The 26,851-nt window shown below is 39.4% G+C and carries 21 protein-coding genes and 1 pseudogene; 3 read left to right on the top strand and 19 right to left on the bottom strand.

Translation table 11 applies throughout. The features are described 5' to 3' along the window. Window positions 1-75 precede the first annotated feature (75 nt). Entirely contained in the window at window positions 76-921 is an 846-nt protein-coding gene (locus I2F31_RS13410; protein WP_195769652.1) for a MaoC family dehydratase, read from the bottom strand. A gap of 18 nt (window positions 922-939) precedes the next feature. Further along, window positions 940-1,941 (bottom strand): tRNA dihydrouridine synthase DusB, encoded by a 1,002-nt coding sequence (gene dusB / locus I2F31_RS03455; RefSeq protein WP_266096540.1) that lies wholly within the window; start codon window positions 1,939-1,941, stop codon window positions 940-942. Between the two features lie 128 nt (window positions 1,942-2,069). On the opposite strand from dusB, the pseudogene I2F31_RS03460 reads away from it, so the two are divergent. Further along, window positions 2,070-2,422: pseudogene (locus I2F31_RS03460) on the top strand (tyrosine-type recombinase/integrase); the annotation flags it as partial. 20 nt (window positions 2,423-2,442) lie between these two features. On the opposite strand, the gene I2F31_RS03465 reads toward I2F31_RS03460, so the two are convergent. The 13 genes from I2F31_RS03465 to I2F31_RS03525 are packed head-to-tail and all read right to left on the bottom strand — an operon-like array spanning window position 2,443 to window position 17,522. After that, window positions 2,443-3,105, bottom strand: a complete 663-nt coding sequence (locus I2F31_RS03465) for an ATP-binding cassette domain-containing protein (RefSeq protein WP_195769583.1) — start codon at window positions 3,103-3,105, stop codon at window positions 2,443-2,445. A 5-nt stretch (window positions 3,106-3,110) separates the two neighbouring features. Further along, window positions 3,111-3,794, bottom strand: coding sequence for a molybdate ABC transporter permease subunit (gene modB, locus I2F31_RS03470; protein WP_195769582.1), 684 nt, complete (start codon window positions 3,792-3,794; stop codon window positions 3,111-3,113). A gap of 8 nt (window positions 3,795-3,802) precedes the next feature. Then, complete coding sequence (gene modA, locus I2F31_RS03475) at window positions 3,803-4,561, bottom strand: molybdate ABC transporter substrate-binding protein (protein WP_195773444.1); 759 nt, start codon at window positions 4,559-4,561, stop codon at window positions 3,803-3,805. A 14-nt stretch (window positions 4,562-4,575) separates the two neighbouring features. Continuing rightward, a complete protein-coding gene (locus I2F31_RS03480; protein ID WP_195769580.1) occupies window positions 4,576-5,808 on the bottom strand; it encodes a molybdopterin molybdotransferase MoeA in 1,233 nt (410 codons plus the stop codon). Beyond that, window positions 5,808-6,731, bottom strand: a complete 924-nt coding sequence (moaCB, locus tag I2F31_RS03485; protein WP_195769579.1) for a bifunctional molybdenum cofactor biosynthesis protein MoaC/MoaB — start codon at window positions 6,729-6,731, stop codon at window positions 5,808-5,810. Before moaCB ends, I2F31_RS03480 begins: the two co-directional genes overlap by 1 nt. A 57-nt stretch (window positions 6,732-6,788) precedes the next feature. Next, window positions 6,789-7,247, bottom strand: coding sequence for a molybdenum cofactor biosynthesis protein MoaE (locus I2F31_RS03490; RefSeq protein ID WP_195769578.1), 459 nt, complete (start codon window positions 7,245-7,247; stop codon window positions 6,789-6,791). Window positions 7,248-7,251: 4 nt separating this feature from the next. Next, window positions 7,252-7,503 (bottom strand): MoaD/ThiS family protein, encoded by a 252-nt coding sequence (locus I2F31_RS03495; protein ID WP_195769577.1) that lies wholly within the window; start codon window positions 7,501-7,503, stop codon window positions 7,252-7,254. 1 nt (window position 7,504) lies between these two features. Next, on the bottom strand, window positions 7,505-8,524 hold the full coding sequence (moaA, locus tag I2F31_RS03500; protein ID WP_195769576.1) for a GTP 3',8-cyclase MoaA: 1,020 nt from the start codon (window positions 8,522-8,524) through the stop codon (window positions 7,505-7,507). Between the two features lie 51 nt (window positions 8,525-8,575). Continuing rightward, window positions 8,576-9,193 (bottom strand): molybdenum cofactor guanylyltransferase, encoded by a 618-nt coding sequence (gene mobA / locus I2F31_RS03505; protein WP_195769654.1) that lies wholly within the window; start codon window positions 9,191-9,193, stop codon window positions 8,576-8,578. Next, a complete protein-coding gene (locus tag I2F31_RS03510; protein WP_195769575.1) occupies window positions 9,193-11,955 on the bottom strand; it encodes a nitrate reductase in 2,763 nt (920 codons plus the stop codon). The genes mobA and I2F31_RS03510 overlap by 1 nt, the downstream gene beginning before the upstream one ends. Before the next feature lie 28 nt (window positions 11,956-11,983). Then, entirely contained in the window at window positions 11,984-13,594 is a 1,611-nt protein-coding gene (gene nirD, locus I2F31_RS03515) for a nitrite reductase small subunit NirD (RefSeq protein WP_195773446.1), read from the bottom strand. Between the two features lie 11 nt (window positions 13,595-13,605). After that, window positions 13,606-16,146 (bottom strand): nitrite reductase large subunit NirB, encoded by a 2,541-nt coding sequence (nirB, locus tag I2F31_RS03520; RefSeq protein ID WP_195769573.1) that lies wholly within the window; start codon window positions 16,144-16,146, stop codon window positions 13,606-13,608. Between the two features lie 35 nt (window positions 16,147-16,181). Next, on the bottom strand, window positions 16,182-17,522 hold the full coding sequence (locus I2F31_RS03525; RefSeq protein ID WP_195769572.1) for an MFS transporter: 1,341 nt from the start codon (window positions 17,520-17,522) through the stop codon (window positions 16,182-16,184). A gap of 345 nt (window positions 17,523-17,867) precedes the next feature. On the opposite strand from I2F31_RS03525, the gene I2F31_RS03530 reads away from it, so the two are divergent. Continuing rightward, the gene (locus I2F31_RS03530) at window positions 17,868-18,455 is read left to right on the top strand and encodes an ANTAR domain-containing response regulator (protein ID WP_195769571.1); all 588 of its coding nucleotides are present in this window, start codon (window positions 17,868-17,870) and stop codon (window positions 18,453-18,455) included. A gap of 2 nt (window positions 18,456-18,457) precedes the next feature. Next, window positions 18,458-19,465, top strand: coding sequence for an ABC transporter substrate-binding protein (locus I2F31_RS03535; RefSeq protein WP_195769570.1), 1,008 nt, complete (start codon window positions 18,458-18,460; stop codon window positions 19,463-19,465). A 95-nt stretch (window positions 19,466-19,560) separates the two neighbouring features. On the opposite strand, the gene I2F31_RS03540 is transcribed toward I2F31_RS03535, so the two are convergent. The 4 genes from I2F31_RS03540 to I2F31_RS03555 all read right to left on the bottom strand — a co-directional run bounded on the left by I2F31_RS03540 (window position 19,561) and on the right by I2F31_RS03555 (window position 26,729). Beyond that, a complete protein-coding gene (locus I2F31_RS03540; protein ID WP_195769569.1) occupies window positions 19,561-22,200 on the bottom strand; it encodes a bifunctional aconitate hydratase 2/2-methylisocitrate dehydratase in 2,640 nt (879 codons plus the stop codon). 286 nt (window positions 22,201-22,486) lie between these two features. After that, entirely contained in the window at window positions 22,487-23,533 is a 1,047-nt protein-coding gene (locus I2F31_RS03545) for a fimbrial protein (RefSeq protein WP_195769568.1), read from the bottom strand. Continuing rightward, entirely contained in the window at window positions 23,530-26,022 is a 2,493-nt protein-coding gene (locus I2F31_RS03550) for a fimbria/pilus outer membrane usher protein (protein WP_195773447.1), read from the bottom strand. Before I2F31_RS03550 ends, I2F31_RS03545 begins: the two co-directional genes overlap by 4 nt. A gap of 2 nt (window positions 26,023-26,024) precedes the next feature. Continuing rightward, window positions 26,025-26,729, bottom strand: a complete 705-nt coding sequence (locus I2F31_RS03555; protein ID WP_323127547.1) for a fimbrial biogenesis chaperone — start codon at window positions 26,727-26,729, stop codon at window positions 26,025-26,027. Window positions 26,730-26,851: the final 122 nt, after the last annotated feature.

Here is a 26,851-nt window from a genome sequence, read left to right on the forward strand (position 1 = left end):
GAATAGTCATGACATTTACTTTAGAAAAACCTGCTTTTTATCTGGCTTTATAGACCACCCAAAAAACCACTTAGGCTATTTTACAGGTATTTCAAGCTGACCCGACACATAGATCTCCCCTGTTTCTGCATGAACCAAGCTAACTTGGTCAGAATTATTAACTAAAAGTACGACATCTTTTCTTACATATAGTGGACGTTCAAAATACACCGTAAAGTCATAGCTCAAAGGCAGATCTAGTCGTGCCATCATGGTGGCTTGTGTCCACATACCATGTGCTATGGCATGCTCTAAACCAAAGGCTTTAGCACCTAAACCATGTAAATGTACAGGATTAAAATCCCCTGAAATATAAGCATAATGACGAATAGTTTGGGGGGTAACACGCCACTGTGCTAATGTCTGCATGGAATCTAGATCTAAGCATTGTGGCTGATGTAAGGTATTTTTATGCTGTGGTTTAAGATAAGTACTTTTGACCTGTGTCACAACATCATCGTCTTGATAAATATTGACCACAAACTCAATAGAAACCCCGTGTTCTGCCTGAATTAATTCACCGAAATAACAGATTATTTTATAACTTAGATTTGCCCTTAATGGCTTATATTGGGTAATTTGATTTTTTTCATGTATCAAGCTTAGTACTGAAAAAGGAAATTCTTCTTGTGTCATCATATACATATGCAAGATTTGTGCTCGCATTGCAAAATATATCGCAGGAATGTCGCCATTATTTTCAAAGCCACACACTTTATTATATGCCACCAAATGTTTGGCTGATACCAAACACGGTGCAACTTCATATCGTACTTTAGGAAGTGAAAGCTGATGTACGCTGTTTTTTGCCAATGCACCTGCCAGTATTGCTGGATAAGTTAAACATGCTTTAGGCATTTGATTAAAATAGCGAACTTTCACATCATTTCCTTCGAAATTTTAGGCTGGCTCTGTTTGTATATCATCCATACTTAAACCAAAATCAAGCAACTGAGTGAAATATTGTGCCACCACTTTGGCTTGATCTGCTGTATTTTCAACTTGATACATGCTTTGTCGAAACGAATTGCTACCACGTAAACCCTTGGTATACCAAGAAATATGCTTTCTTGCAATACGGCAACCTGAGTACTCACCGTAAAAGTCATATAGCTCGGTTAAATGCCCTAACAGCACATCTCTCACTTCAACAATTTCAGGTGATGCAATATGTTGTCCTGTTTTTAAATAATGTGCGATTTCCCTAAAAATCCATGGCCTACCTTGTGCAGCACGACCAACCATCAACGCATCTGCACCTGTATAGTCAAGCACTTGTTTGGCTTTTTCTGGTGAGTCGATATCTCCATTTGCAATGATAGGCATATTCACTGTTTGTTTAACTGCCTTAATTAAATCATAACGTGCTGTATTTAAATACATGTCTTCACGGGTACGACCATGTAAGGCCAATGCTGCTATACCTGCCTGTTCTGCCCTTAATGCCACACGTAAAATATTTTCTTGCCCATTTAAAAAACCAAGCCGTGTTTTTAATGTGACAGGAACATCAACCGCCTGTACAACCGTATCTAAAATACGTGCCACAAGATCTTCATCTTGTAATAATGCAGAGCCTGCAAGTTTATTACATACTTTTTTTGCAGGACAGCCCATATTAATATCTACAATTTGTGCACCATTAGCGACTTGGTAACGAGCAGCCTCGGCGAGCTCTTGCGGGTCTGAACCTGCAATTTGAGCAGAAATTGGAGCAATTTCTCCATCAAAGTTCGCACGATATAAACTCTTTTTTGTCATGCGTAAAGTTTTATCTGCGGTCATCATTTCACTGACCGCATGGCCTGCACCAAAGTACTTACAAAGTGTTCTAAATGGCCGATCTGTAACACCTGCCATCGGAGCAACCCAAACCTTCCTATCTATTGATTTATCAAACAATTCTGTAACTACTTTGTTTTTACTCAATTTACACAACCTCGTTGAACTTCGTTTATCTGCGTCTTATGGACTTTTAACACCCTACTATTGCACCATGTTTGCACCTTGAAAAATCTGCGGTGCAAAATATGGGAACTGTGACTAAACGCCAATTAAAAGATGGCACAATCAGATATCGTGCCCAAGTCCGTATACAGAAAGAAAACTATCCGATCTATAAAGTTTCTAAAACTTTCAGTAAAAAATCTCTCGCAGATGAGTGGATTAAAAAGACTGAAGCAGAAATAGAACTAAATCCTGAAAAGATACTTAATCCTAGTACTGTAAAACATAAAACCTTAGCAGACCTTATAAAAAATATTTAGAAGAGGCAGATGGTTTCGCGAGAACAAAAACTTGGACGCTTAATTACTTGGCTAGTTTAAGCATTTCCGAGAAAAATATCTATTCATTAACAAGACAAGACTTTTCAGATCATGCTTTCTAAAGTAGCCTACAAGCTCAGTGGCTGTTACTCCTTTTATTAAAATCCTGCAAATAACCACTGGTCATAGTCATGGTATGTGCTTGTAAAAAATCTACTTCATCTAGATGATGTGTTACATAAATCATGGGTAAGTGTGTCTGATCTTTAAGCATTTTTAAAAAAGGTAAAATCTGATTTTTTAAACGTGCATCTAAACCAGTTAATGGTTCATCTAGTAGCAATAAATCGGGCGAAGATAATAGTGCTCTTCCAATAGATACTCGTTGAGCCTCTCCACCTGAAAGTTGATTTGAGCGACGTTTTAGTAAATTCCTTAACTCAAATAACTCAACAACGTCTTCAAAGCTAAATTTTCGCTGAACATTGCCAACCAACTGCTCTGCATATTTTAGGTTTTGTCGTACATTTAAATGAGGAAACAGCAATGGATTTTGAAAAACCAGTGCTATACGGCGTTGATGTACAGCGATATCTATATGGTTTTGATGATCAAATAACACCCTATCATTAAAACAAATTTCACCGTGTTGAGGCTGAAGTAAACCGACAATGTTTTTTAAAACTGTGCTTTTACCACTTCCAGATGCGCCTACAATTGCCAGCACTTGATCATGCATCTCAAATTGTGCTTTTAAATGAAACTGCTGATAACTAAACTCAAAATCACACTTCAACATAATACTTAAGCTCCAATTTTTCGCTGATACTTCTGCACAATGAAGTAGTTAGCGATCAATGCTAGAAATGCCAAAATCAAGGATAAAACAACCAGCCTCATCGCCATCATTTCACCATCAGGCTGTTGAAGTAAGGAGTAAATTGCGATAGGTAAAGTTCGTGTTTCGTTAGGAATATTACCTACAAATGTAATCGTTGCACCAAACTCACCTAGACTCCGACTAAACCCTAAGATACTACCCACCATCATACCTGGTAATGCCAAAGGTAAACTTATGGTAAAAAACACTCTTAAAGGTGCTGCACCCAAGCTGGCTGCCACCTGCTCAAGTTGTTGATTCATATGTTGAAACGATAGCCTAATCGGTTGCACCATTAATGGAAAAGCAACAACCATAGATGCTAACACAGCCCCTTTCCAGTCAAACGCTAGACGTATTCCTAAAGCATATAAGTATTGCCCCAAAATGCCTTGCGTACCAAATACAACCAATAACAAATACCCCAAAACTACAGGTGGTAAAACTAGAGGTAATTGCAATAATGCATCTACTAAAAATTTTAGACGAAACTCATATCGAGCAAGCCACCAAGCCACTAAAATTGCGAAAGGCAAGCAAATTAACGTGGCAAAAAATGCAACTTTTGCTGATAGATATACTGCACTTAAAGCCTCTGGACTCAACATATATTCACTCATCGCATAAATGTAAAACCATACTTTTCAAAAATGGCACGTGCTTGATGATCATTTTTTATAAACTGAGTGACTTCTTGTGCTTCTTTATTACTTTCACCTTGCTTCGTCAAGGCCACAGGATAAGTAATTGGGCCATGTGAGTTTTCAGGAAAAACACCCAATATTTTTACTTTTGTACTAATCAAAGCATCTGTTTTATAGACAATACCAACGTCACACTCCCCTCTTTCAACAAATGCTAAAGCAGAACGCACATCATCTGTACCCACAATACGGCCATTTAATGTAGTTAACCAATCGAATTTAATTAAACTTTGTTTGGCATACTTACCCGCAGGTACAGACTCCATTTGGCCTGTACATAAATGACCATAAAAAGATTGTGAAAAATTAAACTGAGGCGTTGCCTTAAATGTAGCCTGTGAGCTTTTCGGTGCAATCACCACAAGCTGATTCATCAATAAAGTCTTTACCTGATCAGAATCCACTTTTTGTTTTTTTACTAAATAATCCATCCAATCTTGATCTGCTGAAAAAAAGAGATCACTCAGTGCACCTGACTCAACTTGCTTTGCTAATGTTGAAGATGCGGCATATGCCGTCACAATTTTTGTATCAGGGTGCTTTTTTTGATACAACTCAGAGATTTCATTGATTGCATTGGTTAAACTTGCAGCTGCATAAATTCGTACAGTATCTGCACTGGCAGTCATACACGCAGTAAATGCGATAACACCTAAAAAGAATTTTTTCATAAAGTACCCCTGTATTAGACCAATAAAATTTTTACCGTCTCACCACAAAGATAAGACCTGTTTGCCTCCAGATAGACCAAACTGTTGGCTTGCATCAGATTACTTAACATGTGAGATTGTTGATTTTTCAAATTATCCACTTGCAAAAATGCCTCATCAGATTTGACCTGCATACGTAAAAAACGAGCACGAAGGTCAGGCTTAACATCTTGCCCAAGCTGTGCTGTATACCATGACAACGCTTGGGAATTTCCCTGTAATGCCGCAATTAATGTTCGAACATAAACAAACAGCCCCACATACACAGCCGCAGGATTACCTGGTAAACCCAGTAAATAACAACGCCGTTGCTCCTTTTTTTGTAGTGTTGCAAAAAACATCGGCTTGCCTGGCTTTTGCTTAACTTTCCAAAAAACCTGTTGAAAGCCTAACTTTAATGTTGCAGGTCGAATAAAATCATAATCCCCCACAGACACACCGCCCGTCGTTAAAATCACATCATAGGTTTGACTCAATTTTTGAATCAGTTGTTGTACTTCTTGCAATGTATCTTTTACATAAAAATGATCTGCACTTTGTCCCGCACTGTGTAACCAATTCATGATAAGTGGAGTATTTGCGTCAAAAACCTTACCTTGGCTTAATGTTATATCTGTTGTTAAATCAGAGATTTCATCACCAGACACCACAACAGCAATGCGTGGTGATTGGTATACTGTAATCTCTTGAATACCTGCCATACACAGTGCCGCAATCACGCCAACAGTGACATGCTGTCCTTTCGGTGCAAGTCGCTGACCATGACTTAACTCTTCTCCTCGATATCTAATATCCACATCTAAGGCAATATCTCTCTCTACAGTGAGTACCCTATGATCTAAACAGCGAATATATTCTTGTCTTGCGATTGTTGCTGTACCCTTTGGAATCTGAGCACCCGTAAAAATACGAACGGCCTGTCCTTGTTGTAAACTTAAGGTAAAGTGATCGCCTGCTTTTACTTCAGCAATACACTCAAATACTTGCCCCTTTTTAAGATGAGTTGCACTACATATGGCATAGCCATCAACTGCACTTTGATCAAATAGTGGTAAATCATTTGGTGCATAAATATCTTCTGCAACATAACAACCTAATGCTTGATGAACAGAAATTCGTTTTGAGTCTAATACCACTGTTTGCTCAAGCAACAACTCTAATGCGTCATCAACACCAATTAACCCAGGCTCTGCACCACAACCAGACATTATTCATATCCCCCACGGTGAGGTATATTTTTTTGCACATCAAAAAGATGTATTAATGCAGGTAAAATCGCAAGCAATGATTCCTTAGCACCTTGTCTGCTACCAGGTAAGGTGATCACAACACTATTTTCTATGTAACCTGCTACCCCACGACTTAAAGCAGCATACGGCGTTCTTTTTTGACCAAAACTTCGTGCAGCCTCCATAAGCCCAGGTATTTCTCTTTTTAGCAGGGGTTGAATGGTTTCAACCGTTAAATCTTTAGGGCCAAGCCCAGTACCACCCACCGTTAGAATCAGTGGATAACTATTTTTTTGTTGCTCAATGAGTGCTAATAACTGCTGTGGATCGTCTGGAATAACTTGGTAAGCCACTTGATCAAAGTTTGCTTCTGCCAATATATCTAAGACATGTTTACCTGCCGTATCTGGCTTTTTGCCCATAGCCACTGTATCTGACAACACGATCACAGACGCTGAAATACAGTCTGATAAAACACGGCGATAATGAGATTTACCGCCTTTTTTCTGTACCAACTTGCATTGATCTAAAGTTAAATCTTCTGGGTCACAATGTGGTTTCAGCATATCGTATAGCGTAAGTCCTGCTAAACTGGCAGCCGTCAGTGCTTCCATTTCAACACCTGTAGGGCCAATCGTTTCAACTTGAGCAACAATCTTTACGGCACCTTCTAACAGTTCAAACTCAACATCTGCCTGATAAATAGGTAATGGGTGACATAACGGAATCAGCTCATCGGTACGCTTCGCCGCTAAAATCCCTGCAATTCTAGCCGTTTTCAGTGCGTCTCCTTTTTCTGTCTGGCCTATACGCAATAACTCAATACAATGTGGCGGGGCATATAAAATTGCACTGGCAATTGCTACACGATAACTTTCAGCCTTCATGCCAACATTTTTCATTCCATTATTCCTTTTAAATCAATTTATATATTTTAATTTTCACATCTTACAAAGGTATCAATGCTGATGTATGGAGTGATCTTTACGGATACAGCATCCTTCAACATATTGATGCGTACCATCACAATAAAACTCTTCTTTCCAAATTGGAACTTCATGCTTCACCCGTTCGACCGCTTCTTCACAGGCTTGAAATGCTTCACGCCGATGTGCAGCATATGCAACAGCAATGATCGCTTTTTCTCCAATCGCTAGCCAACCAATTCGATGTACTACCCTGACATAAGCAACCGCATATTTTTGACTCACTTCTTGCTCAATCTGCCGAATCATTTTTTCGGCAATGGGTACATACGCCGTATACTTCAGTGCCTCTACATCACGCCCTAAATGATGATTTCTCACTGTTCCAATAAATATACCCACCCCACCACATGCGGGGAAAAGTGATATATCATCAAATACACTTTGCTCAAGAGGCACATCATGTATACGTTCAAAAACTTTTAATATCAAAGCATTACCCCCCTGCAACAGGAGACAATAAAACCAAAGTACTGTCTGCATACAGCTTGGTTTGTCTTGAAACCATATCATCCGCAATGGCACATGCACATTGTTCTAATAAAGGCACACTTGCAACATGATCTCGAGCAATTCTTTGTAATATGCTGTCCACATCACTGCCATGAGCACACACAATATTCAGTGCAGATGGTAATGTGGTTTTAATCATGCCATAGCTTTCTATCGTTACATTTATTGTTGTCATGTTATCCTCCCATGACATGCATACTGATTTTTCTGGGGTTATCTTTTTTTTGAGCTTGGATCTCTAAAAACCCTGATGCTTTTGACCATATGGCTTGTGTCAATGTCGTATCCAAAGCTGTCGTATTCTCATGTTCATCTAAATGTTCTAATAGCGTTTTAATATTTACACTTTTTTCTGCAAACAAGCAGGTATAAAACTCACCTTGTGCCGTTAAACGTAATCGATCACATTGCTGACAAAACGAGTGGCTTATGGTTGAAATAATCCCAACCACAGCACCATCAACAATATATTGCCGTGCAGGATTATGACTTTGACCTACAAGCGCAATGTGCTGAAATACGGTTGCCAACTCATCCAAAATGTCTTGTTCAGTGACAACTTGTGCCACTGACCACTTCTGATCACCATCGAGTGGCATAAACTCAATAAACCGCAACTCAATATGATGTGCTTTTGCCCACAGTGTAAGCGGTACAATCTGATTTTCATTACAATTTTTTATCAGCACACAATTTACTTTGACTGTTAGCCCTACTCTTTGTGACGCATAAATACCTGCCAATACAGGACAGACACTTTTTTGGGTGAGCTGTTTGAATTGTTGCTCATCAAGGCTGTCTAAACTGACGTTTAAATCATCTAAACCCGCTTGCTTCAGTGCCAAAGCATATTGACCTAAATAATGCCCATTGGTGGTCATAGAAATACGCTTTAAGCCAAACTGTTTGAGCCGATGTAATTGAGCAATAAAATGGACCACGCCTTGACGCATTAAAGGCTCACCGCCCGTAATTCGAATTTGTTCAATACCACGTTGCACCATAAATTGACAAAAACGATATAACGACTCAAAACTCAGAAGGTGATGTTTTTTCACCCACTCAGGGTGTTCAGGCATACAGTAACTACATTTAAAGTTACAGCGATCAGTCACAGATATTCTTAACTTACGCTTTTGGCGACCATATTGGTCAATAAAGGCTGTATGTTGCACCCTATTTACTGTACTGCTCATTTACACCCTCTGGAAAAATTGACTCATGTTTGTGTTCACACAATAAAACACTTAAGCTAAATAACGTGCCTGCCGATATTGCTGTAATTCATCAAGTGAGTTAATGCTATGGAACATTGTCATATCGTGTTCATACATCACTTTTTCTACACCCAACAGGCTAAAACACCATTTTAACGAATATTGCCCTTGCTCTAATTGATGATGAATTAAATCAACACTTGACCTTTTCATTAAACAAAATGGATACAACGGCTCACCATTGATTTCTAGGTAAACCACTTGTGCAGAGATAGCTTGGCTTAATTTCTGATGTAATAAGGTCAACACATGAGGAGGGATGTAAGTCACATCACAAGGAACAAACAAAATATAATCAGATTTCACATGTGACCATGCGGTTTTTATCCCCATGAGGGGCCCTAAAAAACCATTAACATCATCATTGAAAAAACCTAATGTTGGAATTAAACGGCGATATAGGGTGAGATCACGATGGCTATTCACCCATACTTTGCCCACGTATTTAGACAAATGTTGATAAATTTTAACCAGTTGAATTTGGTCATCAAATGTTTGCAGTAATTTATTTACACCTAACATACGTTTGGCTTGACCACCTGCTAAAATCACAACTTCAGTTTGGGGGAAAGATAAACTGTGTTTCATCATGTCAAGCTCTCCTGCTGACAGGCTTTAATCAGCCCCCTAATTTCAGGCAAACAAGAACCACAGTTTCCTCCTGCTTTTAAACACGCTGTAACTTCTTTTTCATGCGTTATATTTTTGGCTTTGATGGTCTCTATAATCCGTTGCTTGCCAACTTTAAAACAGCTGCACACTAAAGGGCCTTCAGATGAAGTCATAGACATGGCTTGTCCAGCCAGTAAAGCTTTACGATGCATTGCCCCGAGTCGTTCACGTTCAAAGAGTCCTCTGAGCCAATCTCGATCTGGTAACTGTTCTTGCTTGGCAATGTACAATGCAGCAACCAACTTTCCTTCATGCAATATAATTGTATGGTTCATTTGGGCAGATGCATCATCTAAATTTAACCACTCAAATGATTCATCTTGAAAGTCCAAGTATGCTTTTAAACCACTCACAAGCTGTGGTAATGGTCTTCGATCTACCAACTCATAACGTATGGCAGGGGTAGCAGGCACCTTCACCCACCAAGTCACCTGTTGAATAAACCGCTGGATGTTTAAATAAAAGTGATGATTTACATACAATGTGCCATACCACTCACATGGGAAATTTTGCACTAAAATAGGTGTATGCTTAAACTCAGGCTCCCCTGAAATTGCATCCACAACAGGATTCACAACCTGACCAATCAAAGCATCTGAGGCAAACTGATCATTCCAGTGAATGGGTGCAAAAACTTGGCCACGGCGTATATTTGCACTCACTTTTACCCGTAAAACACACTGTCCCCAGGCAGACTTAACTTGTACCAAAGCATCATGGCGTATTCCATATTTCAATGCATCTTGGGCATGTATTTCACAATAAGGCTCACTCAAATGATGGGTTAAATTTGCAGATAGTCCCGTTCTGGTCATGGTGTGCCATTGATCTCTGACACGCCCCGTATTCAAAATAAGAGGATAATTTTCTGTCACTTGCTGTGCTGGATCAGCAACATACGTGGCAATAAACTTTGCTCGACCATTGGCATGGCTAAAGCGACCTGATCTACCATATAGCTGTTCAACACACGTTTGTGATGTATTATTTTTCCACACTGGCCACTGTATAGGTTTTAACGCTTGATAATCTTTAAAGCTTAATGCAGTTAAGCCCTCTAAATTTAAGTACCTAAACTGATCGGTGCTATTATGGTGATAAGGATGACTATTTTTATAAGCAGTGAGCCGTGCATGCTCTAAAAATATGTCATGGCTATTTTTAAAATCAAACCCTGCAAAACCCATCGATTTAGCCACCTGACATATGGCCCACCAATCGGCCTTGGCTTGTTGTGGCTCGGGTAAAAATGCACGTTGTCTAGAAATTCTACGCTCAGAATTGGTCACCGTCCCGTCTTTTTCACCCCAAGCAAGTGCTGGCAATAACACATCTGCATATGCGGTTGTATCTGTATTTTGGGAAATATCTGACACCACAACAAAATCACATGCCTCAAGTGCACGTTGTACTTGCATCGCATTTGGTAAGCTCACAACAGGATTAGTCGCCATAATCCAAACGGCTTTAACATCACCACGCTCGATCGCTTGAAATAAATCTACCGCTTTTAAACCTGCACGCTGAGCAATGTTTGGACTTTGCCAAAATTGCTGTACTAATTGTTGGTGTGATGGATTGTCTAGATCTAAGTGAGCAGCCAACATATTAGAGAGGCCACCGACTTCTCTCCCCCCCATCGCATTGGGCTGTCCAGTCATTGAAAATGGAGCAGCGCCGAGCTTACCAATTTTCCCACTCAACAAATGACAGTTAATAATACTATTGGCCTTATTTACACCTTGAGAGGACTGATTTACCCCCATAGAAAACAGGGTCATGACTTTCTCAGTTTGAGCAAACTTTTCATAAAATTGCGTCAGACTCTCAATTGAAATGCCTGTTTTAGCGGCAACATCTGCAACATTTAACTCACTTTCACTGGCCAATAAAGCATGTTGTAAATTGTCTGTATATGCGTCTACAAAAGCACTGTCTTTATAGCCATGATGAAATAAGTACTGCAATAGACCATTAAAAAGGCAAACATCTTGACCAGGCAAAATCGGTAAATGTAAATTTGCACTTTCACAAGTTGCAGTAAACCGTGGGTCAATGACCACAACAAAAACCTGACCTTGCATAATCCGTTGAAATAAAATCGGATGACACCACGCCGTATTAGACCCGACAAGAACAACCATCTCCGTATGTTCAAAATCAACATAACTGGCAGGCACAATATCTTCACCAAAACTACGTTTATGTGCTGCAACAGCAGATGACATGCATAACCTTGAATTGGTATCAATATTTGCTGTACCTAAATAACCTTTCACAAACTTATTGACCACATAATAGTCTTCAGTTAGTAGCTGGCCTGAAACATAAAAAGCAATACTTTCTGGCCCATGCTCATTAATACAGGCTTTAAATTTTTCAGCCACGTGTTGTATAGCATGTTGCCATGTGGTCGTTTTTCGTTGAGAGCGTCTCCCCATTTGTGGCTGAAGGAGTCTGCTACTTAAACCCACCGTATCTGCTAAGTGACTACCTTTAATACACAATTTACCAAAATTAGATGGGTGGCCTTTATCTCCTTTTACCGTCACGTGCATAGCTGATGCTTTTTCTACAACCTCAGCCGTAACACCACAACCAACCCCACAGTATGGACACGTCGTGTGGGTCGTTGTCACTATTGATTGCGGTATATTCATGATTGGAATTGATGTCATAGAGACTCCCTCAGCAAGCCAATTAAAACTAGCTTGCTTGCTTCATTGCAAAGTCACGACCAAAAAGCAGTTTATGACGAATCTGTCTAATGACTGTTTGGTCTGAGATCAGTTCTGCATACCAAGCACCATCTTCGGTATCACCAAATAACACAGCACCTATCACACGGTCATTTTGAATAATAATCCGCTTGTAGACTTGTCTTTTTTCATCATTCAAAATGATATCTTCAAAGTCACCAGATGGATCAATACTTCCCGCAGAAAAAACATCACAGCCACTGACTTTCAGTTGCGTTGGTACCGTAGGTGCTTTAAACGTGATTCCACCACGCTCTGCCAATTGGTTTGCACAAATAAACGCTTGCCCCCACAAAGGCTCAACCAGACCGAATGTTTGCTGACGATGTTCAATACACTCACCAACAGCATAGATACTCGGGTCAAAGGTCTGCATGGTATCGTTCACAACAACACCCCGATGACAATGCAAGCCTGCTTCTTTCGCGAGTGTAATATTTGGCCGAATACCAACTGCAAAAACCACCAAATCGGTTGGAATCACTTGGCCAGATGCCAAATGTACTGCAGTAACCTGTCCATCCTCACCCTCTAAACGTTGTGTGGATGCACCTGTAATGACTTTAATCCCTTTTGCTTCAATACTTTTTTGTAATAATCCACTGGCATGAGCATCTAACTGACGATTCATAATACGGTCTGTTAAATGCAATACCGTGACATTCATACCTTGCTGCTTTAGACCATAGGCCGCCTCTAAGCCTAAAAGTCCAGCACCAACTACAACTGCATTTTTATGTTTTTTGGCATACTGCAACATTTGATTCACATCATCAATATCACGAAAACTCATGACTCCATTTAGTGCTGTGCCTTCTATATTGGGAATAAATGGGGTTGAACCTGTCGCTAAAATCATACGATCATAATCAACCGTTAACCCTTTTTGGGTATGTAATTGCTTTTTTGCACGATCAATTTTCATCACAGCATCACCCGTAATTAATCGAATACCATGTTCACTGTACCAATGAGGTTGGTGCAACATAATGTCATCAAGCGTTTTATCACCAGATAATACAGGGGACAGCATAATCCGATTATAGTTGCCTCTCGGTTCTGCACCAATTACGGTAATCTCATAGCGATCGGGTGCCATATCTAACAAGTCTTCAAGACAACGCATACCTGCTAGACCGTTACCCACCAATACGAGCTTCAATTTGTGCTGTGCTGACACAAATTGTGTTGCATAGGCTTTTTGTGGAACCGTATTAAGCAGTACTCGGCCTTTTTCAATTTTCGTGGCAAATGACTTTAAGCGTTGTTGACCATCTTCCAAGCAACGCCCCGTCACTAAACTAAAATGTTGTTTATAAATTGGGGAGGCCACAACACGCTCCCCCTGAATATCACCAATAATGCCTCGTGACATCACAAATGATTGACTAAATGGATCTTTATTACTTAGGGCATATACTCTTTGCTCATGGCTTACACGAAATAGTGCAACTTGCTCTTGGCCTACCAGTACGCCTACACCTGTATTGGGTGTAATGTCATCTAAGGCACAAACATCTATCCAGTTTGTAATTACACTTGTATTTAGCTCATTCATTTTTAGCCCCCTTACGCCTCTACCACAGGAATACGACTTTCATCACGTTCATTTTGCGTTTTAGGTCGAATCTGCCCACGCACAGGGGTAAATTGAATGTTTGGATCGCTTTGCTCTGGTGCATTAATAAAGGTTTTAAAACGTTGGCGTATTTCTGGGGTTTCTACTGCCGTACGCCACTCATCTTGATATGTCCCCACAACATGTTGCATACGATGCTCAAGCTCCGCTGCCAATCCAAGAGAGTCATCAACAATCACTGATTTTAAATAAGCTAAACCACCTTCTAAATTATCACGCCAGACACTTGTACGCTGTAAGCGATCTGCGGTCTGAATATAAAACATGAAGAAGCGGTCAATATAGCGAATCAAAGTGTGTGTATCTAAGTCAGACACCAACAACTCAGCATGGCGTGGTTTCATTCCACCATTCCCACATACATATAGGTTCCAGCCTTTTTCAGTTGCAATCACCCCAACATCTTTACCTTGTGCCTCAGCACATTCACGTGTGCAACCTGAAACAGCCATTTTCAGCTTATGTGGTGAACGCAACCCTTTATATCTGTTTTCTAAAAAAATGGCTAAAGCAACAGAATCATCTACGCCGTAGCGGCACCATGTGCTACCTACACACGACTTGACTGTGCGCAATGATTTCCCATAAGCATGACCGGACTCAAACCCTGCATGAATTAGTTTTTCCCAAATTTCAGGCAATTGATGTACTTGTGCACCAAATAAATCTATACGCTGACCGCCTGTAATTTTAGTATACAGCTGATACTCTTTGGCAATTTGACCAATGGTAATTAAACCATCTGGGGTAATTTCTCCACCTGCAATACGCGGTACAATTGAATAAGATCCATCTTTTTGAATATTGCCCAGATAATAATCATTGCTATCTTGCAAGCCTGCATGCGATGGTTTGAGTACAAAGTCATTCCAACATGATGCCAATATATTGGCCACCGTTGGCTTACAAATATCACAACCTAAACCATGTCCGTGTGTTGTGATCAAATCGTCAAATGTTTTTATCTCATTTACACGAATTAAATGGTATAGCTCTTGTCTTGAGTAAGCAAAATGTTCACAAATATTGTTGTTTACCGTTACACCTTGTCGTTGTAGTTCTACTTTTAATACTTGAGTCACCAATGTGGTACAACCACCACACGCCGTAGCCGCTTTCGTACATTTTTTAAGTGCACCTAGTGAGGTAGAGCCTTCGCCTATTGCAGTACAAAGGTCTGCTTTAGAGACATTATTACATGAACAAATCACTGCAGTATCTGGCAACAAATCAATACCACTTGCACCAGATTTACTTTGATCAGGCTGAGAACCTGGCATAATTAAATGCTCAGGGTTTTCAGGCAGTGGTGTCTCATTTAGCATCATTTGTAAAAGATCTTTGTACTCTTTAGCACATCCAACCAATACCGCACCAAGCAGTTTATTTTTTTGCTGATTGACCACAATTTTTTTATAAATTTTGGCATCTTCATCTGCATAAAAATAACTTAAGCTATTAGGCGTAATTGCATGAGCATCGCCAATCGATGCAACATCAACCCCCATCAACTTCAGCTTGGTACTCATGTCTGCACCAGCAAAGCCCTGTGCTTGCTCATTTAAAATATGCTTGGCTATTAAACGAGCCATGTCATAGCCTGGTGCGACCAAACCATAAATTTTATTTTGCCACAGTGCACACTCACCAATGGCATAAATATTCGGATCAGAGGTTTGGCAATAGTCATTTATAACTATACCGCCTCGCTCTCCAATGGCTAAACCACTTTGACGTGCCAACTCATCACGTGGACGAATACCAGCTGAAAATAAAATAATATCTGCATTTAAACTTGAGCCATCTGCAAATTTCAGTACATGTACTGACTCTGTACCATCTTCAATGACAGATGTGGCTTTTTGCGTATGGACTTGAACACCTAAATCTTCAATTTTGGATCGAAGTACTTTCCCTCCTAAATCATCCACCTGTACAGCCATTAAACGTGGTGCAAATTCAACCACATGCGTGTTTAACTTTAAATCCATTAAAGCCTTCGCAGCCTCAAGCCCAAGCAGCCCACCGCCAATAACTACACCTGTTTGTGCATTACAGCTTGCTGCTCTAATAGCATCAAGGTCATCTATAGTTCGATAAACAAAGCAGTTCGCTCTTTCATGCCCCTGAATCGGAGGTACAAATGGGTACGAGCCTGTTGCCAAAACCAATGTATCATAATTGATAACATCATCATGATTTGTGGTTACCGTTTTACTCAAACAGTCAATTGCCATGGCTTTGGTGTCTAAACGTAAATCTATACCATAAGCATCTGCAAAATCAGCACGTACCAAAGAGAGGTCTTTAAGGGTTTTTCCTGCAAAGTATTCACTTAAATGCACTCGGTTATAGGCTAAGTAAGGCTCTTCTGCAAGAATTGTTAACTCCAGTGTATCATCTGCTTTTTCAAGTAATGTTTCGACAAACTTGTGTCCAACCATACCGTAACCAATCATTAGTATTTTCATTTTGATTCTCCTACAAATTAACTTGTCTTTTGTAGTTACGCTACGGTATCTCGATCTAATACAGCTTGGTCAAATAAACGTTGCTCTTTTTCTTTATGCTCTACTGAAAAACGTATAGTTAACACACTGACTGCAGCCACAGTCACTAAACAGCCTAATGCCATTAAACACGTTTGAATATCTAACATACCTTTAAGTAAAAAGCCTGCAGCAACAGCCCCCACATTACCACCAGCCCCAATAATTCCAGCAACACCACCGAGTGCATCACGATCAATAAAAGGCACAAGTGCATACGTTGCACCACATGCCATGTGGGTAAATAGTGCAAAAATTGTCATGCTTAAAATAGCCAGTACAGGTGTTTGCATTTGAGAAAATAGAACTAGAAATAAACCTTCTAGAAGAATCATTAAAAATAAGACTTTAGTTCGGCCATCTAAGCCTTTTTCTACTGCAATACGGTCAGAAACAATTCCCCCTAAAGCACGAGCAAACAGTGCCAACAGTCCAAAAATTCCTGCCGTAAGCCCAGCCTCTTTTAGACCAAATTTAAAATTATCTACGTAATACATCGCAACGACATTATGAATAAAAATTTCTATACCAAAACAAGCCGCATACGCAATAAATAGCACCCAAACACGATAATTTTTGGCTGCATGCATTAAAATTGCGACACTACCTTTTTTATCACTTCCAACATGTACGCCTTGGGCACGCAGTGCTTTAAAATCACCTTGTGGGCAATCTTGAGTGTATTTCCAATACATCACACCCACAATTAACATCATGGCACCAGGCACGATCAATGCAAAACGCCAACCTACTGCTTGCTCAACGCCGAACATAACAATTGCGGCTAACACCAATGGCATCAACGCTTGCGTTGCTCCCCCACCAGCATTTCCCCAACCTGCAGAAGCAGCATTTGCCGTTCCCACAACATTTGGTGCAAACATAATACTGGTATGATATTGGGTAATGACAAAACTCGCACCAATTGCACCAATTAAAAGTCTAAAAAATAAAAATGTTTCATAACTATTAGATGCAGCTACACCAAATACAGGAATACTGCCAATTAAAAGTAAAGCTGTATAGGTTTTACGAGGCCCATACTTATCACACAATGGCCCTACAATCAGACGTACTAAAATCGTGATTGCAACGGCTGCAATATTAATATTGGCAATTTGGTTTTTAGTCAGGTGAAACTCACCTGCAATGACAGGCATTAAAGGTGCACAAGCAAACCATGCAAAGAAACAAACAAAGAAAGCAAGCCAACTCATGTGAAAGGCTCGCATTGCTGCGGTTTTAAAACTAAATAAATTAATCTTGGTGGCTTTTTTGGCGTTCAAATTTATAGACATGGCATTACTCTTCTGAGCTTAACGTATTCATCACTTTGCTTTGGGCTTATGCCACAAAACAAAAACGGATTAGAACGGGCGCCATTGACCGTCATATAAATTTTAGGAGTCTTCTTTGACTCATTATATTTAATGCATATAATGTGCCAACCATTAAAAACTTTATCTAAACTGAATTATTTAAGTATAAATAAATATTTAGAAAAGCTTTTTGCACAAAAAATACCAGATAGAATTGTACTGTTGCGTTAAAGCAGTGCAGTTATATTTCATATATTGCTGTAGCTACTGGTATAAAAATTGCTTTTCCTTTTGTGAAATACTCTCATACTTTCATTTAAGTTTATGTCTACTTTAAAAATTGCACTCATTGATGATGATCTAGATCGTGCCCAACTCATAAAATGCTCTTTGATTGAGCATGATTTAGAGGTTGTTGCATGTTTGAGCATCGAACATTTAAGCACAATACAGCTAGAACAATTACATGCAGATGTTATTTTGCTCGACATGGCTAACCCTCATCGAGATATTATTGAAAACTGCGTGAGTCAATTTGATCTACCCACTGTTTTATTCACTAAAAACACCAATAAAGATGTCATTAAAAATGCGATTGATGCGGGTGTAACTGCATATATTGTTGATGGTATCGACCCTATAAAACTACAAAGTATTCTTGAGATTTCAATAGAACAATATAAAAAACACAAAAGACTTCTAAATGATCTGCAAGATACTAAAAACAAACTCGCAGACCGAAAAGACATTGAAAAAGCAAAAGTACTTTTAATGCAAATTCACAAAGTTTCTGAAGAACAAGCTTTCCAGCTATTACGTAAAAATGCCATGAGCCTAAGAATTACGATCGGAGATATGGCACGTAGGTTAATTGATGCTCAAAAACTATTACAGTTTGAATTAAAGGAATAATAATGCACACTTTAGAAAAAAAATCCATACAACTGGGCTATATTCCACTACTTGACTGTATTGCCATCCTTTGGGCGAAGCAACGTGGTTACTTTGATGAATTAGGCCTAGATGTCACATTAGTAAAAGAAGCGTCTTGGGCAAGCTTAAGAGACCGATTAGCGTTTGGTGTGCTCGATGCCGCACATTGTTTATCTGCTATGTTGCCCGCAGCTGCTGTAGGTGCAGACCAAATTGGTATTCCACTACAAACACCTTTAGTTTTAAGCATTAATCGTGCATTTATTAGTCTCAATCAACAGATATGTTTTGAACACAATATCTCATCATCTGATGCGATATCGGAAAGTGCGAACAAAGTTGTAAATATTATAAAAAAAAATCAGAGTATTCATTTAGCACATGTTTTTAAACATTCAATTCATCACTACTGTTTGAAAGAATGGCTGTCTTTAGCAGATATCGACGTCGCAAAAAACCTACAACTCATGACCTGCCCTCCACCATACATGATTCAAGCGATTCAAAAACAAACCATTGATGGTTTTTGTGTCGGGGAACCATGGAATATTCAATCGCAAGTACAAGGTTACTCACAAATTATTGCCGAGAGTAAACAAATTATTCCCCAAGTTGCAGACAAAGTATTAGCCACGACACAAAGTTGGGCTCAAAACTACCCTAATACATTAAGAGCAATCACTCAAGCGATTGTAAAAGCACAGCACGAGCTAAAAAACTTATGCTCCATGACTGAAGTTTGGGATATGTTAGAGAAATACCATATTATTCAGTTTAATTGTTCAGATAAAGTTCATGTTCCAGAGTATTATAAGCTTATAGATATTATTAAAAACTTTTCAGAACCTCAAAAACCTCAAGCTTATGATTTTGAATGGATCATTCAGCAAATGATTAAATGGGAAGGACTAAACTTAACACACGAGCTATCTCAACATATTGCTCAATCATGCATCGCTGAGTCAGATATAATATGGCATAAAGATTAGCTTACACCTAACTCTTTTGATGGGTTCAATTCGCTTGGTATCTCACCGACTAAAAAACCCTTACAGCATTAAGCTGTAAGGGGTATAACACATGTTTAAGTCAACTGTGCAGCAGATATTTTCTTGGTATCTACTTTTAAAGCAGCAGATTGATACTGTGCCATTTGGTCAAAGTTCAAATATTTATAAATATCTGAAGACATGCTATCAATTTGTGAAGCATACTTTTGGTACTCTTCAGGCGTTGGCAATTGCCCTAGCACTGCAGCGACCGAAGCCAGTTCAGCAGAAGCTAAGTATACATTTGCCCCCTGCCCTAAACGGTTTGGAAAGTTACGTGTAGAAGTTGAAACCACTGTTGTATTGGGTGCAACACGTGCTTGGTTCCCCATACAGAGCGAACAACCTGGCATTTCTGTACGTGCACCTGCACGGCCATAGGTGTTATAAAAACCCTCTTCCATCAGCTGATGCTCGTCCATACGTGTTGGTGGTGCAAGCCATAAGCGTGTTGTTAATGCACCGCTTGGTACTTTATCTAACAGTTTACCTGCTGCACGGAAGTGGCCAATATTGGTCATACATGAACCAATAAATACCTCATCAATTTTAGCACCTTGCACATCTGACAGCAGTTTTGCATCGTCAGGGTCATTTGGACAACATAATACAGGCTCTTTAATCTCTGCCAAGTCTATTTCATAAACTCTTGTATATTCAGCATCGGCATCTGCTTTAAGTAGCTCTGGGTTAGCAAGCCATTTTTCCATATTCTCCACACGGCGTGCCATGGTTCTTGCATCACCATAACCTTGCGAAATCATCCATTTCAGCATGGTAATATTCGAACGTAAATATTCTGCGACTTTGTTTTCAGATAAAGTAATCGCACAACCTGCCGCAGAACGTTCCGCAGATGCATCTGATAGCTCAAATGCTTGCTCAACAGTGAGTTCCGTTTCCATTTCAGTTAAATCAATTTCTAAGATACGGCCAGAAAAAATGTTTTTCTTACCTTTCTTCTCAACCGTTAAATCGCCTGCCTGAATTGCATAATACGGAATGGCATGCACAAGGTCTCTGAGCGTAATACCCGCTTGCATTTTGCCTTTAAATTTCACCAAAACAGACTCAGGCATATCTAAAGGCATAACGCCTGTAGCTGCAGCGAATGCAACCAATCCCGAACCTGCTGGAAATGAAATACCAATTGGAAAACGCGTATGCGAATCACCACCTGTACCCACAGTGTCAGGCAACAACATACGGTTGAGCCATGAGTGAATAATGCCATCGCCAGGACGTAATGACACACCACCACGGTTCATAATAAAGTCAGGAAGCGTATGCTGCGTTTGAACATCTACAGGTTTTGGGTAAGCGGCTGTGTGGCAAAATGACTGCATGACCAAGTCGGCAGAAAAGCCCAAACATGCTAGATCTTTCAATTCATCACGTGTCATTGGCCCTGTAGTGTCTTGTGAACCCACAGTGGTCATACGTGGTTCGCAATAAGTGTCTGGGCGAATACCCTGACCTTCAGGTAAACCACATGCTCGACCCACCATTTTTTGTGCCAAAGTAAAACCTTTACCTGAGTTAACAGGTTGCTTAGGCTGACGGAACAATGTAGATGCAGGTAGACCCAATGCTTCTCTTGCTTTTGTTGTTAAGCCACGGCCAATAATTAAGTTAATACGACCACCAGCACGTACTTCATCGAGCAATACAGGCGTTTTAAGCTTAGAGTGAGCGATTTGCTGACCTGCTTTATAGGCGGTTACTTCAGCGGCATCTTTATCAATTTTTAGGGTAATTTCATCACCCATATTCATATCAGACACATCAATTTCTACTGGCAATGCCCCTGCATCTTCCATGGTGTTAAAAAAGATTGGAGCAATCTTGCTACCTAAACAGACACCGCCATCTTTTTTATTAGGAATATGTGGTAAGTCTTCACCAAAGTACCAAAGGACAGAGTTGGTCGCTGACTTACGAGATGAACCCGTACCAACAACATCACCGACATAAGCCACCTGATGACCTTTCGCAATCAGTGCTTTAATTTGCTGTATTGGTCCAATCTCACCTTGTTTTTCAGGCACAATTCCATCACGCTCATTTTTGAGCATCGCTGTTGCGTGTAAAGGAATATCTGGGCGACTCCATGCATCTTGTGCAGGTGAAAGATCATCTGTATTGGTTTCACCTGTCACCTTAAATACTGTAATTTTAATTTCGTCAGGCACATCTTTACGTGACGTAAACCACTCTGCATCTGCCCATGATTGCATGACTGCTTGTGCCTTAGTATTGCCTGCTTTGGCTTTTTCAGCAACATCATGAAAGGCATCAAATACGAGTAATGTTTTTTTGAGTGCATCTGCTGCAAGGTCAGACAGTTCAGCATCATCAAGTAATTCAACCAGTGGGGCAACATTATAACCACCCAACATGGTACCGAGTAGGTAGACCGCTCTTTGCTTGGTCACTAATGGTGAACTTGCTGTGCCTTTGGCAACAGCAGCTAAAAAAGCAGCCTTTACATAAGCAGCTTGGTCAACACCTGCAGGGATTCTATTTTCTAAAAGGTCTACCAAATATGCTTCTTCACCTGCCGGTGGGTTTTTTAATAGTTCAACAAGATCGGCAGTTTGTGCATCATCAAGTGGTTTTGCTGGTATTCCTAGTGCGGCACGTTCTTGAACGTGTTGGCGGTAAGCTTCTAGCACGGTGTTCTCCCTGTGTTTTAAATTAACTTATAAATGTTGTTATTCCATATTTATAAGTCACTTGTGTATTTCTGATTTTACTAAAATTATGAAATAAAGTTAATGTAATTAAGTACTTTGTACGTGATGATCGATATTTCCTAGCGAAATGGTACAAGCTTGGCTATGGATCATTTAAAGGTATCATATAAGAGAATAACAAAAGATGTGTAGCAAAGCGTAAAGGCATGTGATTAATGCCAATAAAAAAGGTGATCCGTTTTGGTATCACCTGAGTATGATCTTTTTAATTATAAAACAAACTTAAAGTAGCCTGTGCTTTGACCGTACCTGCAGCCAAAGCTGTACTGCCATTTCTATGATAAACCGCATAAAAGCTTTTGCTCACAGTTGGCGTTGTTGCTGATGATGTCGTACCAAATGTAAAACTACTTCCACTGCCACCTAAAGGAATAGCGGTATTTGATGTGTCATATAGCTTTACAGACACATCTGTTGCTGTTCCTGTATTACTCAGTAAATAGGTTGAGTTACTTACATTATTAGCATCTAACATGACACCTGTCATAGACGTACTGGCTAAGCCCGAACTACAGGTTGCTGTAATGGTAAATTTAGTACGCCCTGCATCTGTACCACTGGTACTCAGTGCTGAAATATTTGTGGTGGGTAGTGTTACACTCGCATCTGCGACAGAACACGTTTTAGTCGAAACTGGAGTAAAGTTAATCGTGGTATATAAGGTGGGTGAATTACTATATGTTGTACCGTTGTATACGAGTTTTACACTCAGTGTTCCCCAAATAATACTTTGACTAATAGTTGATGTTGGCACTTTAGAGAAATAAAAAGTAGGTGTAAGTCTTAGACCTTGTGTGGCTCTCCCTGTCGTAGATGTATACATGGTCCATGATCCGCTGTTACTCACCATACTTGGCAAGGTCGTAGATGGGCTATTTGCGCTATTGTTATCTGAAGCAGTAAAATAGACATATGCAAAATTATCTACAAATTCATTGCCTGTATTTACAATTTTATAATACGTAATACCACTATTGGTTACACTGGTACTGCTGTCAATATTTGAGCCAGTCAAACTTAATACTGTTGTCATTGAACCAGAATAACTATTATTGGTTTTAGTCAGACAGTTCACAATACTCCCATGCGTAATCATAGAAGCCGTATACACATGCGTAGTTGATGTTGAGTTTGTAGGTGTAATACTCCCACCACGCAAATTACCTGATGTAATTGTACAGTCATCTGCAAATGCAGAAATGCTCGACAACAAACATGCAATTACAATAAAAATTAAATGATATTTCTTCATTGGCACACCACATCAATCACTTGGAATTGTTTTTTACTTGATGCCTTATTCACTTTTGTATCACTTGCAGGAATAACACATACTTGTTGATTAACAACCCCCCAACGTAAAGTAAGTGGTTGTTTTAAGCTTTGCTCAGACTCGACAAACAACTGGTTAGATTGCCCCATCACCGCAACCGTTGTATTGTCTTTGGTTTTCACCTCAACACCCATCGGAATCTGCTCTTGTTTTGCGGTATGTACATTTAATAAAATGTTAGAGGTTTTCTTGGTATCAAAAGTGAGCAAAGTCGAGCTATAACGGCGTGGAATCACTTGAGACTGGTTATTCTCAATCACGACATCAAGTGGTAAATCTTTACTATTAATACTTAAAGTATTGATATGATATGGGTCGACCACTGGGTAAATTGCGTTACCAAAACGGTCTAATCTCACACCCCATGCATTCACTACCTCGGCACCTACCGCATCTTGTGCATGTATAATGGTAAACGTATCCGACAAATTATTGGTTAATGTGACACCATATGGGTGTGCAACAACCCCTCCTTGTAAGCTCACGCCATACTGACGCTGTGAGTTCGCTTTCGCTACAGTGAAGCCCACGTTTGTTTGTGGCAATAAATAATTCATGCTTGCATTGATCGTTGACTGGCGTTGCGTGTCATCTCGACTTGCATTTAAAGTATACGTCATCTGATTTTGTTCACCCGCCGTACCACTCAAGCCTGTAGCAAACATATCGGTTGTATTACTATGCTGTAAAGTATTGTTTACATTAGTATTTTTATCTTTCCAAGACAGTGGGAATGATAAACTGGCATAGATACTACGATTAGCTTCACTACTGACCGTTTGCGTTTGTGCCACATTAATACTGTAATTCAACTTTTTATAATGATTTGAATATCCTAAAGTATATTGATTATAGCTCTGCTGATCATTCCAATACTGTGAACGTGTACCTGTCAGATACAATGCGCCCCAACCTGCTTTAAACTGCTGACGCAAAGTAATACTGGTTTGAGCTTTTAAACGATAGGTTAAATAAAAATTATCGACCTCATCTTGAGTCAGTTGGTTGCTATTTAATAAAGACACTGTATTGGCAAAAGAAATATAGCCTTGGGTCAACTGTTGCGTGCTAACATTTAAACTTAAATTTAAAGGCATAAAACTGTAACGATACGTCAGCTTATATTTTTGCCCATTTTTTTTCGTGCCATCTAAATCTGCATTGCCTTGCTCTACATCAAACGTCATACCACCAAATAAACTATTTACACCACCACCTAATAAATAGCCTTGATAATGATTACTTAGCGTTGAGCCACCATGTAGCGTGAAATTATTGGATATACCGTATTCTAATGTTCCCTGAGCAAGGTTTTCATCTAAGACTTTTCTTTCTAGCTTATAACGCCCTAAAGCGAAGTTATAATTAAATTGACCTACACGTACTAAATTTGTCATACCTTGCATAGGTACAATAAAGCTATGCTTTTGACCACTTTGCTCAGTCACTTGTACTGTTAAGTCACCATTTGTGGCTAATGTGGTTAAATCTCGAATATCAAATGGCCCAACAGGAACGGTACGCTCATAAATTTTTTGGCCATTTTGAAAAATAGACACCAATGCATTCGAGTTTGCCACCCCTGAAATGGTGGGTGCATAACTTTGCACAGACCATGGGCGCATAGAACTGTCATTACTTAACTCTACCCCTCTAATCAAGTAAGAGCTCATATAATAGGCATTGGTAGTGAAATCACCAAATGAAAGTCGAGAGTTAAGTGCAGTAATATCTCTAGAAAGTACATTTAGCGAAGAGACATAATGTGTTAAACGGTTATTGCTTGATTCAAAACTACCCATATGGCGGTAATTAAACCCTGCAATATTTATCCCCCCTGTTAAACCCAAATAATTACTGTCTGTGTTTATTGACTGGTTATTATTACTATAATGGTTATAGTTATAAGTTAAGTACCCTGCTGTCACGCCCTGATCAAACAAACGTGGCGAAATATATCCTACAGGTCGCTCAACAAGCAATGCCAAAGGAATTGTTAAACTTAATGCCTGATTGGCATCATCATAACTATATTTAGCATCTGGACTAATATCACTTAAACTCACACAAGGCTTTTGTGAGAGTTTAGAACGCACATCGTTTTTTAAACCAATTTTTTCAAGTAAAGCCTGATCCACACATAAAACTGCAGGTTTTTTCAGATCAGGTTGCCAAAAACGTATATTTGTCTGGCCTAAATACTGATCATTTAGGCCAACACCTAACACATAAACTCCAACAGGAACCGTGTTTTCTACATTAAAGGCACTTAAATCGATATTTTTATTGCTTGACCCAAATAATGCAGATGAGTCAAAAGTTAATAATTCCTCAGCACTCGCAGGGCTAAAACACAACAATGGTACAGTTGTGATCATAAACCCTACGTTTAATATAGATTTATTCATAATTAATCGGCTATTGTATTAAAAGATACCGTACCGCCAAAATCATTAATCAGGGTATAAGTGATTGAGTTTGGCGATGCCACTTTTGTTTTAAATGTTTCTTCACTAAAAGGATTCACCATCAATGGACTTGTATAAGTTTCTTGATCTGTACCTTTTTTATTACTGATAACGACTTGTTGAAAACTCATATAATATGGACTTGGATTAGTCACTTTTATGCTCTGAGTTTCAACGTTATATTTAAAATGGAGCTTTTGAAAAAAGTGCTCTGGTTTTTCTGCCAATTGTATTGGTCTATAAAAAAGTTTAATTCTCGAACGTACCGAAATATTGAGTTTATTGGCTGCAGACTGATCTGTAGGAGCAACATCTAAAATATTAAACCAATATAAAGACTCACGATCTTTCGGCAATTGATCAGCATTTTTAGCAAGTAACCGAACCATTTGCCCTTTATTTGCTTCAATACGTACTAAAGGTGGCGTTAAAATGAATGGAATTCTGCCTGCAGGTGGAATCTCTTTGGGGTTACCATCATCCAACCATGACTGTACTAAAGCAGCTCTCTGATCTGGATTATTAAGCTGAACCACCACTTGCTTTTGGTCTGATGGAAAGACAACGCGTGTCCCCGTAATTGTTACGCCAGATACGGCATGTTGTACACATAAACTGGCCATTAAAGCGATGCAATACTGTTTCACGTGATCTCTTCCCATCATCAATTGTAATTGTATTATTTATAAATAATAGAATAGTCAACTTGGCCTACTACAGTACCTGCTGTAGTTGTACCTGTTGCGTAATAACGCGCATAGTATGGATA

The organism is Acinetobacter rathckeae (genome assembly GCF_015627125.1).
Classification (GTDB): domain Bacteria; phylum Pseudomonadota; class Gammaproteobacteria; order Pseudomonadales; family Moraxellaceae; genus Acinetobacter; species Acinetobacter rathckeae.

What these genes read in the sequence shown, in the direction of transcription:
- I2F31_RS03530 (WP_195769571.1), top strand. Translation starts at nt 17,868, where the DNA reads ATGTCTACTTTAAAAATTGCACTCATTGATGATGATCTAGATCGTGCC.
- moaA (WP_195769576.1), bottom strand. Translation starts at nt 8,524, where the DNA reads ATGAGCAGTACAGTAAATAGGGTGCAACATACAGCCTTTATTGACCAA.
- nirD (WP_195773446.1), bottom strand. Translation starts at nt 13,594, where the DNA reads ATGAATGAGCTAAATACAAGTGTAATTACAAACTGGATAGATGTTTGT.
- moaCB (WP_195769579.1), bottom strand. Translation starts at nt 6,731, where the DNA reads ATGAAAAATGTTGGCATGAAGGCTGAAAGTTATCGTGTAGCAATTGCC.
- I2F31_RS03480 (WP_195769580.1), bottom strand. Translation starts at nt 5,808, where the DNA reads ATGTCTGGTTGTGGTGCAGAGCCTGGGTTAATTGGTGTTGATGACGCA.
- I2F31_RS03495 (WP_195769577.1), bottom strand. Translation starts at nt 7,503, where the DNA reads ATGACAACAATAAATGTAACGATAGAAAGCTATGGCATGATTAAAACC.
- nirB (WP_195769573.1), bottom strand. Translation starts at nt 16,146, where the DNA reads ATGAAAATACTAATGATTGGTTACGGTATGGTTGGACACAAGTTTGTC.
- modB (WP_195769582.1), bottom strand. Translation starts at nt 3,794, where the DNA reads ATGTTGAGTCCAGAGGCTTTAAGTGCAGTATATCTATCAGCAAAAGTT.
- I2F31_RS03550 (WP_195773447.1), bottom strand. Translation starts at nt 26,022, where the DNA reads ATGAATAAATCTATATTAAACGTAGGGTTTATGATCACAACTGTACCA.
- I2F31_RS03465 (WP_195769583.1), bottom strand. Translation starts at nt 3,105, where the DNA reads ATGTTGAAGTGTGATTTTGAGTTTAGTTATCAGCAGTTTCATTTAAAA.
- I2F31_RS03525 (WP_195769572.1), bottom strand. Translation starts at nt 17,522, where the DNA reads ATGTCTATAAATTTGAACGCCAAAAAAGCCACCAAGATTAATTTATTT.
- modA (WP_195773444.1), bottom strand. Translation starts at nt 4,561, where the DNA reads ATGAAAAAATTCTTTTTAGGTGTTATCGCATTTACTGCGTGTATGACT.
- I2F31_RS03510 (WP_195769575.1), bottom strand. Translation starts at nt 11,955, where the DNA reads ATGACATCAATTCCAATCATGAATATACCGCAATCAATAGTGACAACG.
- I2F31_RS03535 (WP_195769570.1), top strand. Translation starts at nt 18,458, where the DNA reads ATGCACACTTTAGAAAAAAAATCCATACAACTGGGCTATATTCCACTA.
- mobA (WP_195769654.1), bottom strand. Translation starts at nt 9,193, where the DNA reads ATGAAACACAGTTTATCTTTCCCCCAAACTGAAGTTGTGATTTTAGCA.
- I2F31_RS03545 (WP_195769568.1), bottom strand. Translation starts at nt 23,533, where the DNA reads ATGAAGAAATATCATTTAATTTTTATTGTAATTGCATGTTTGTTGTCG.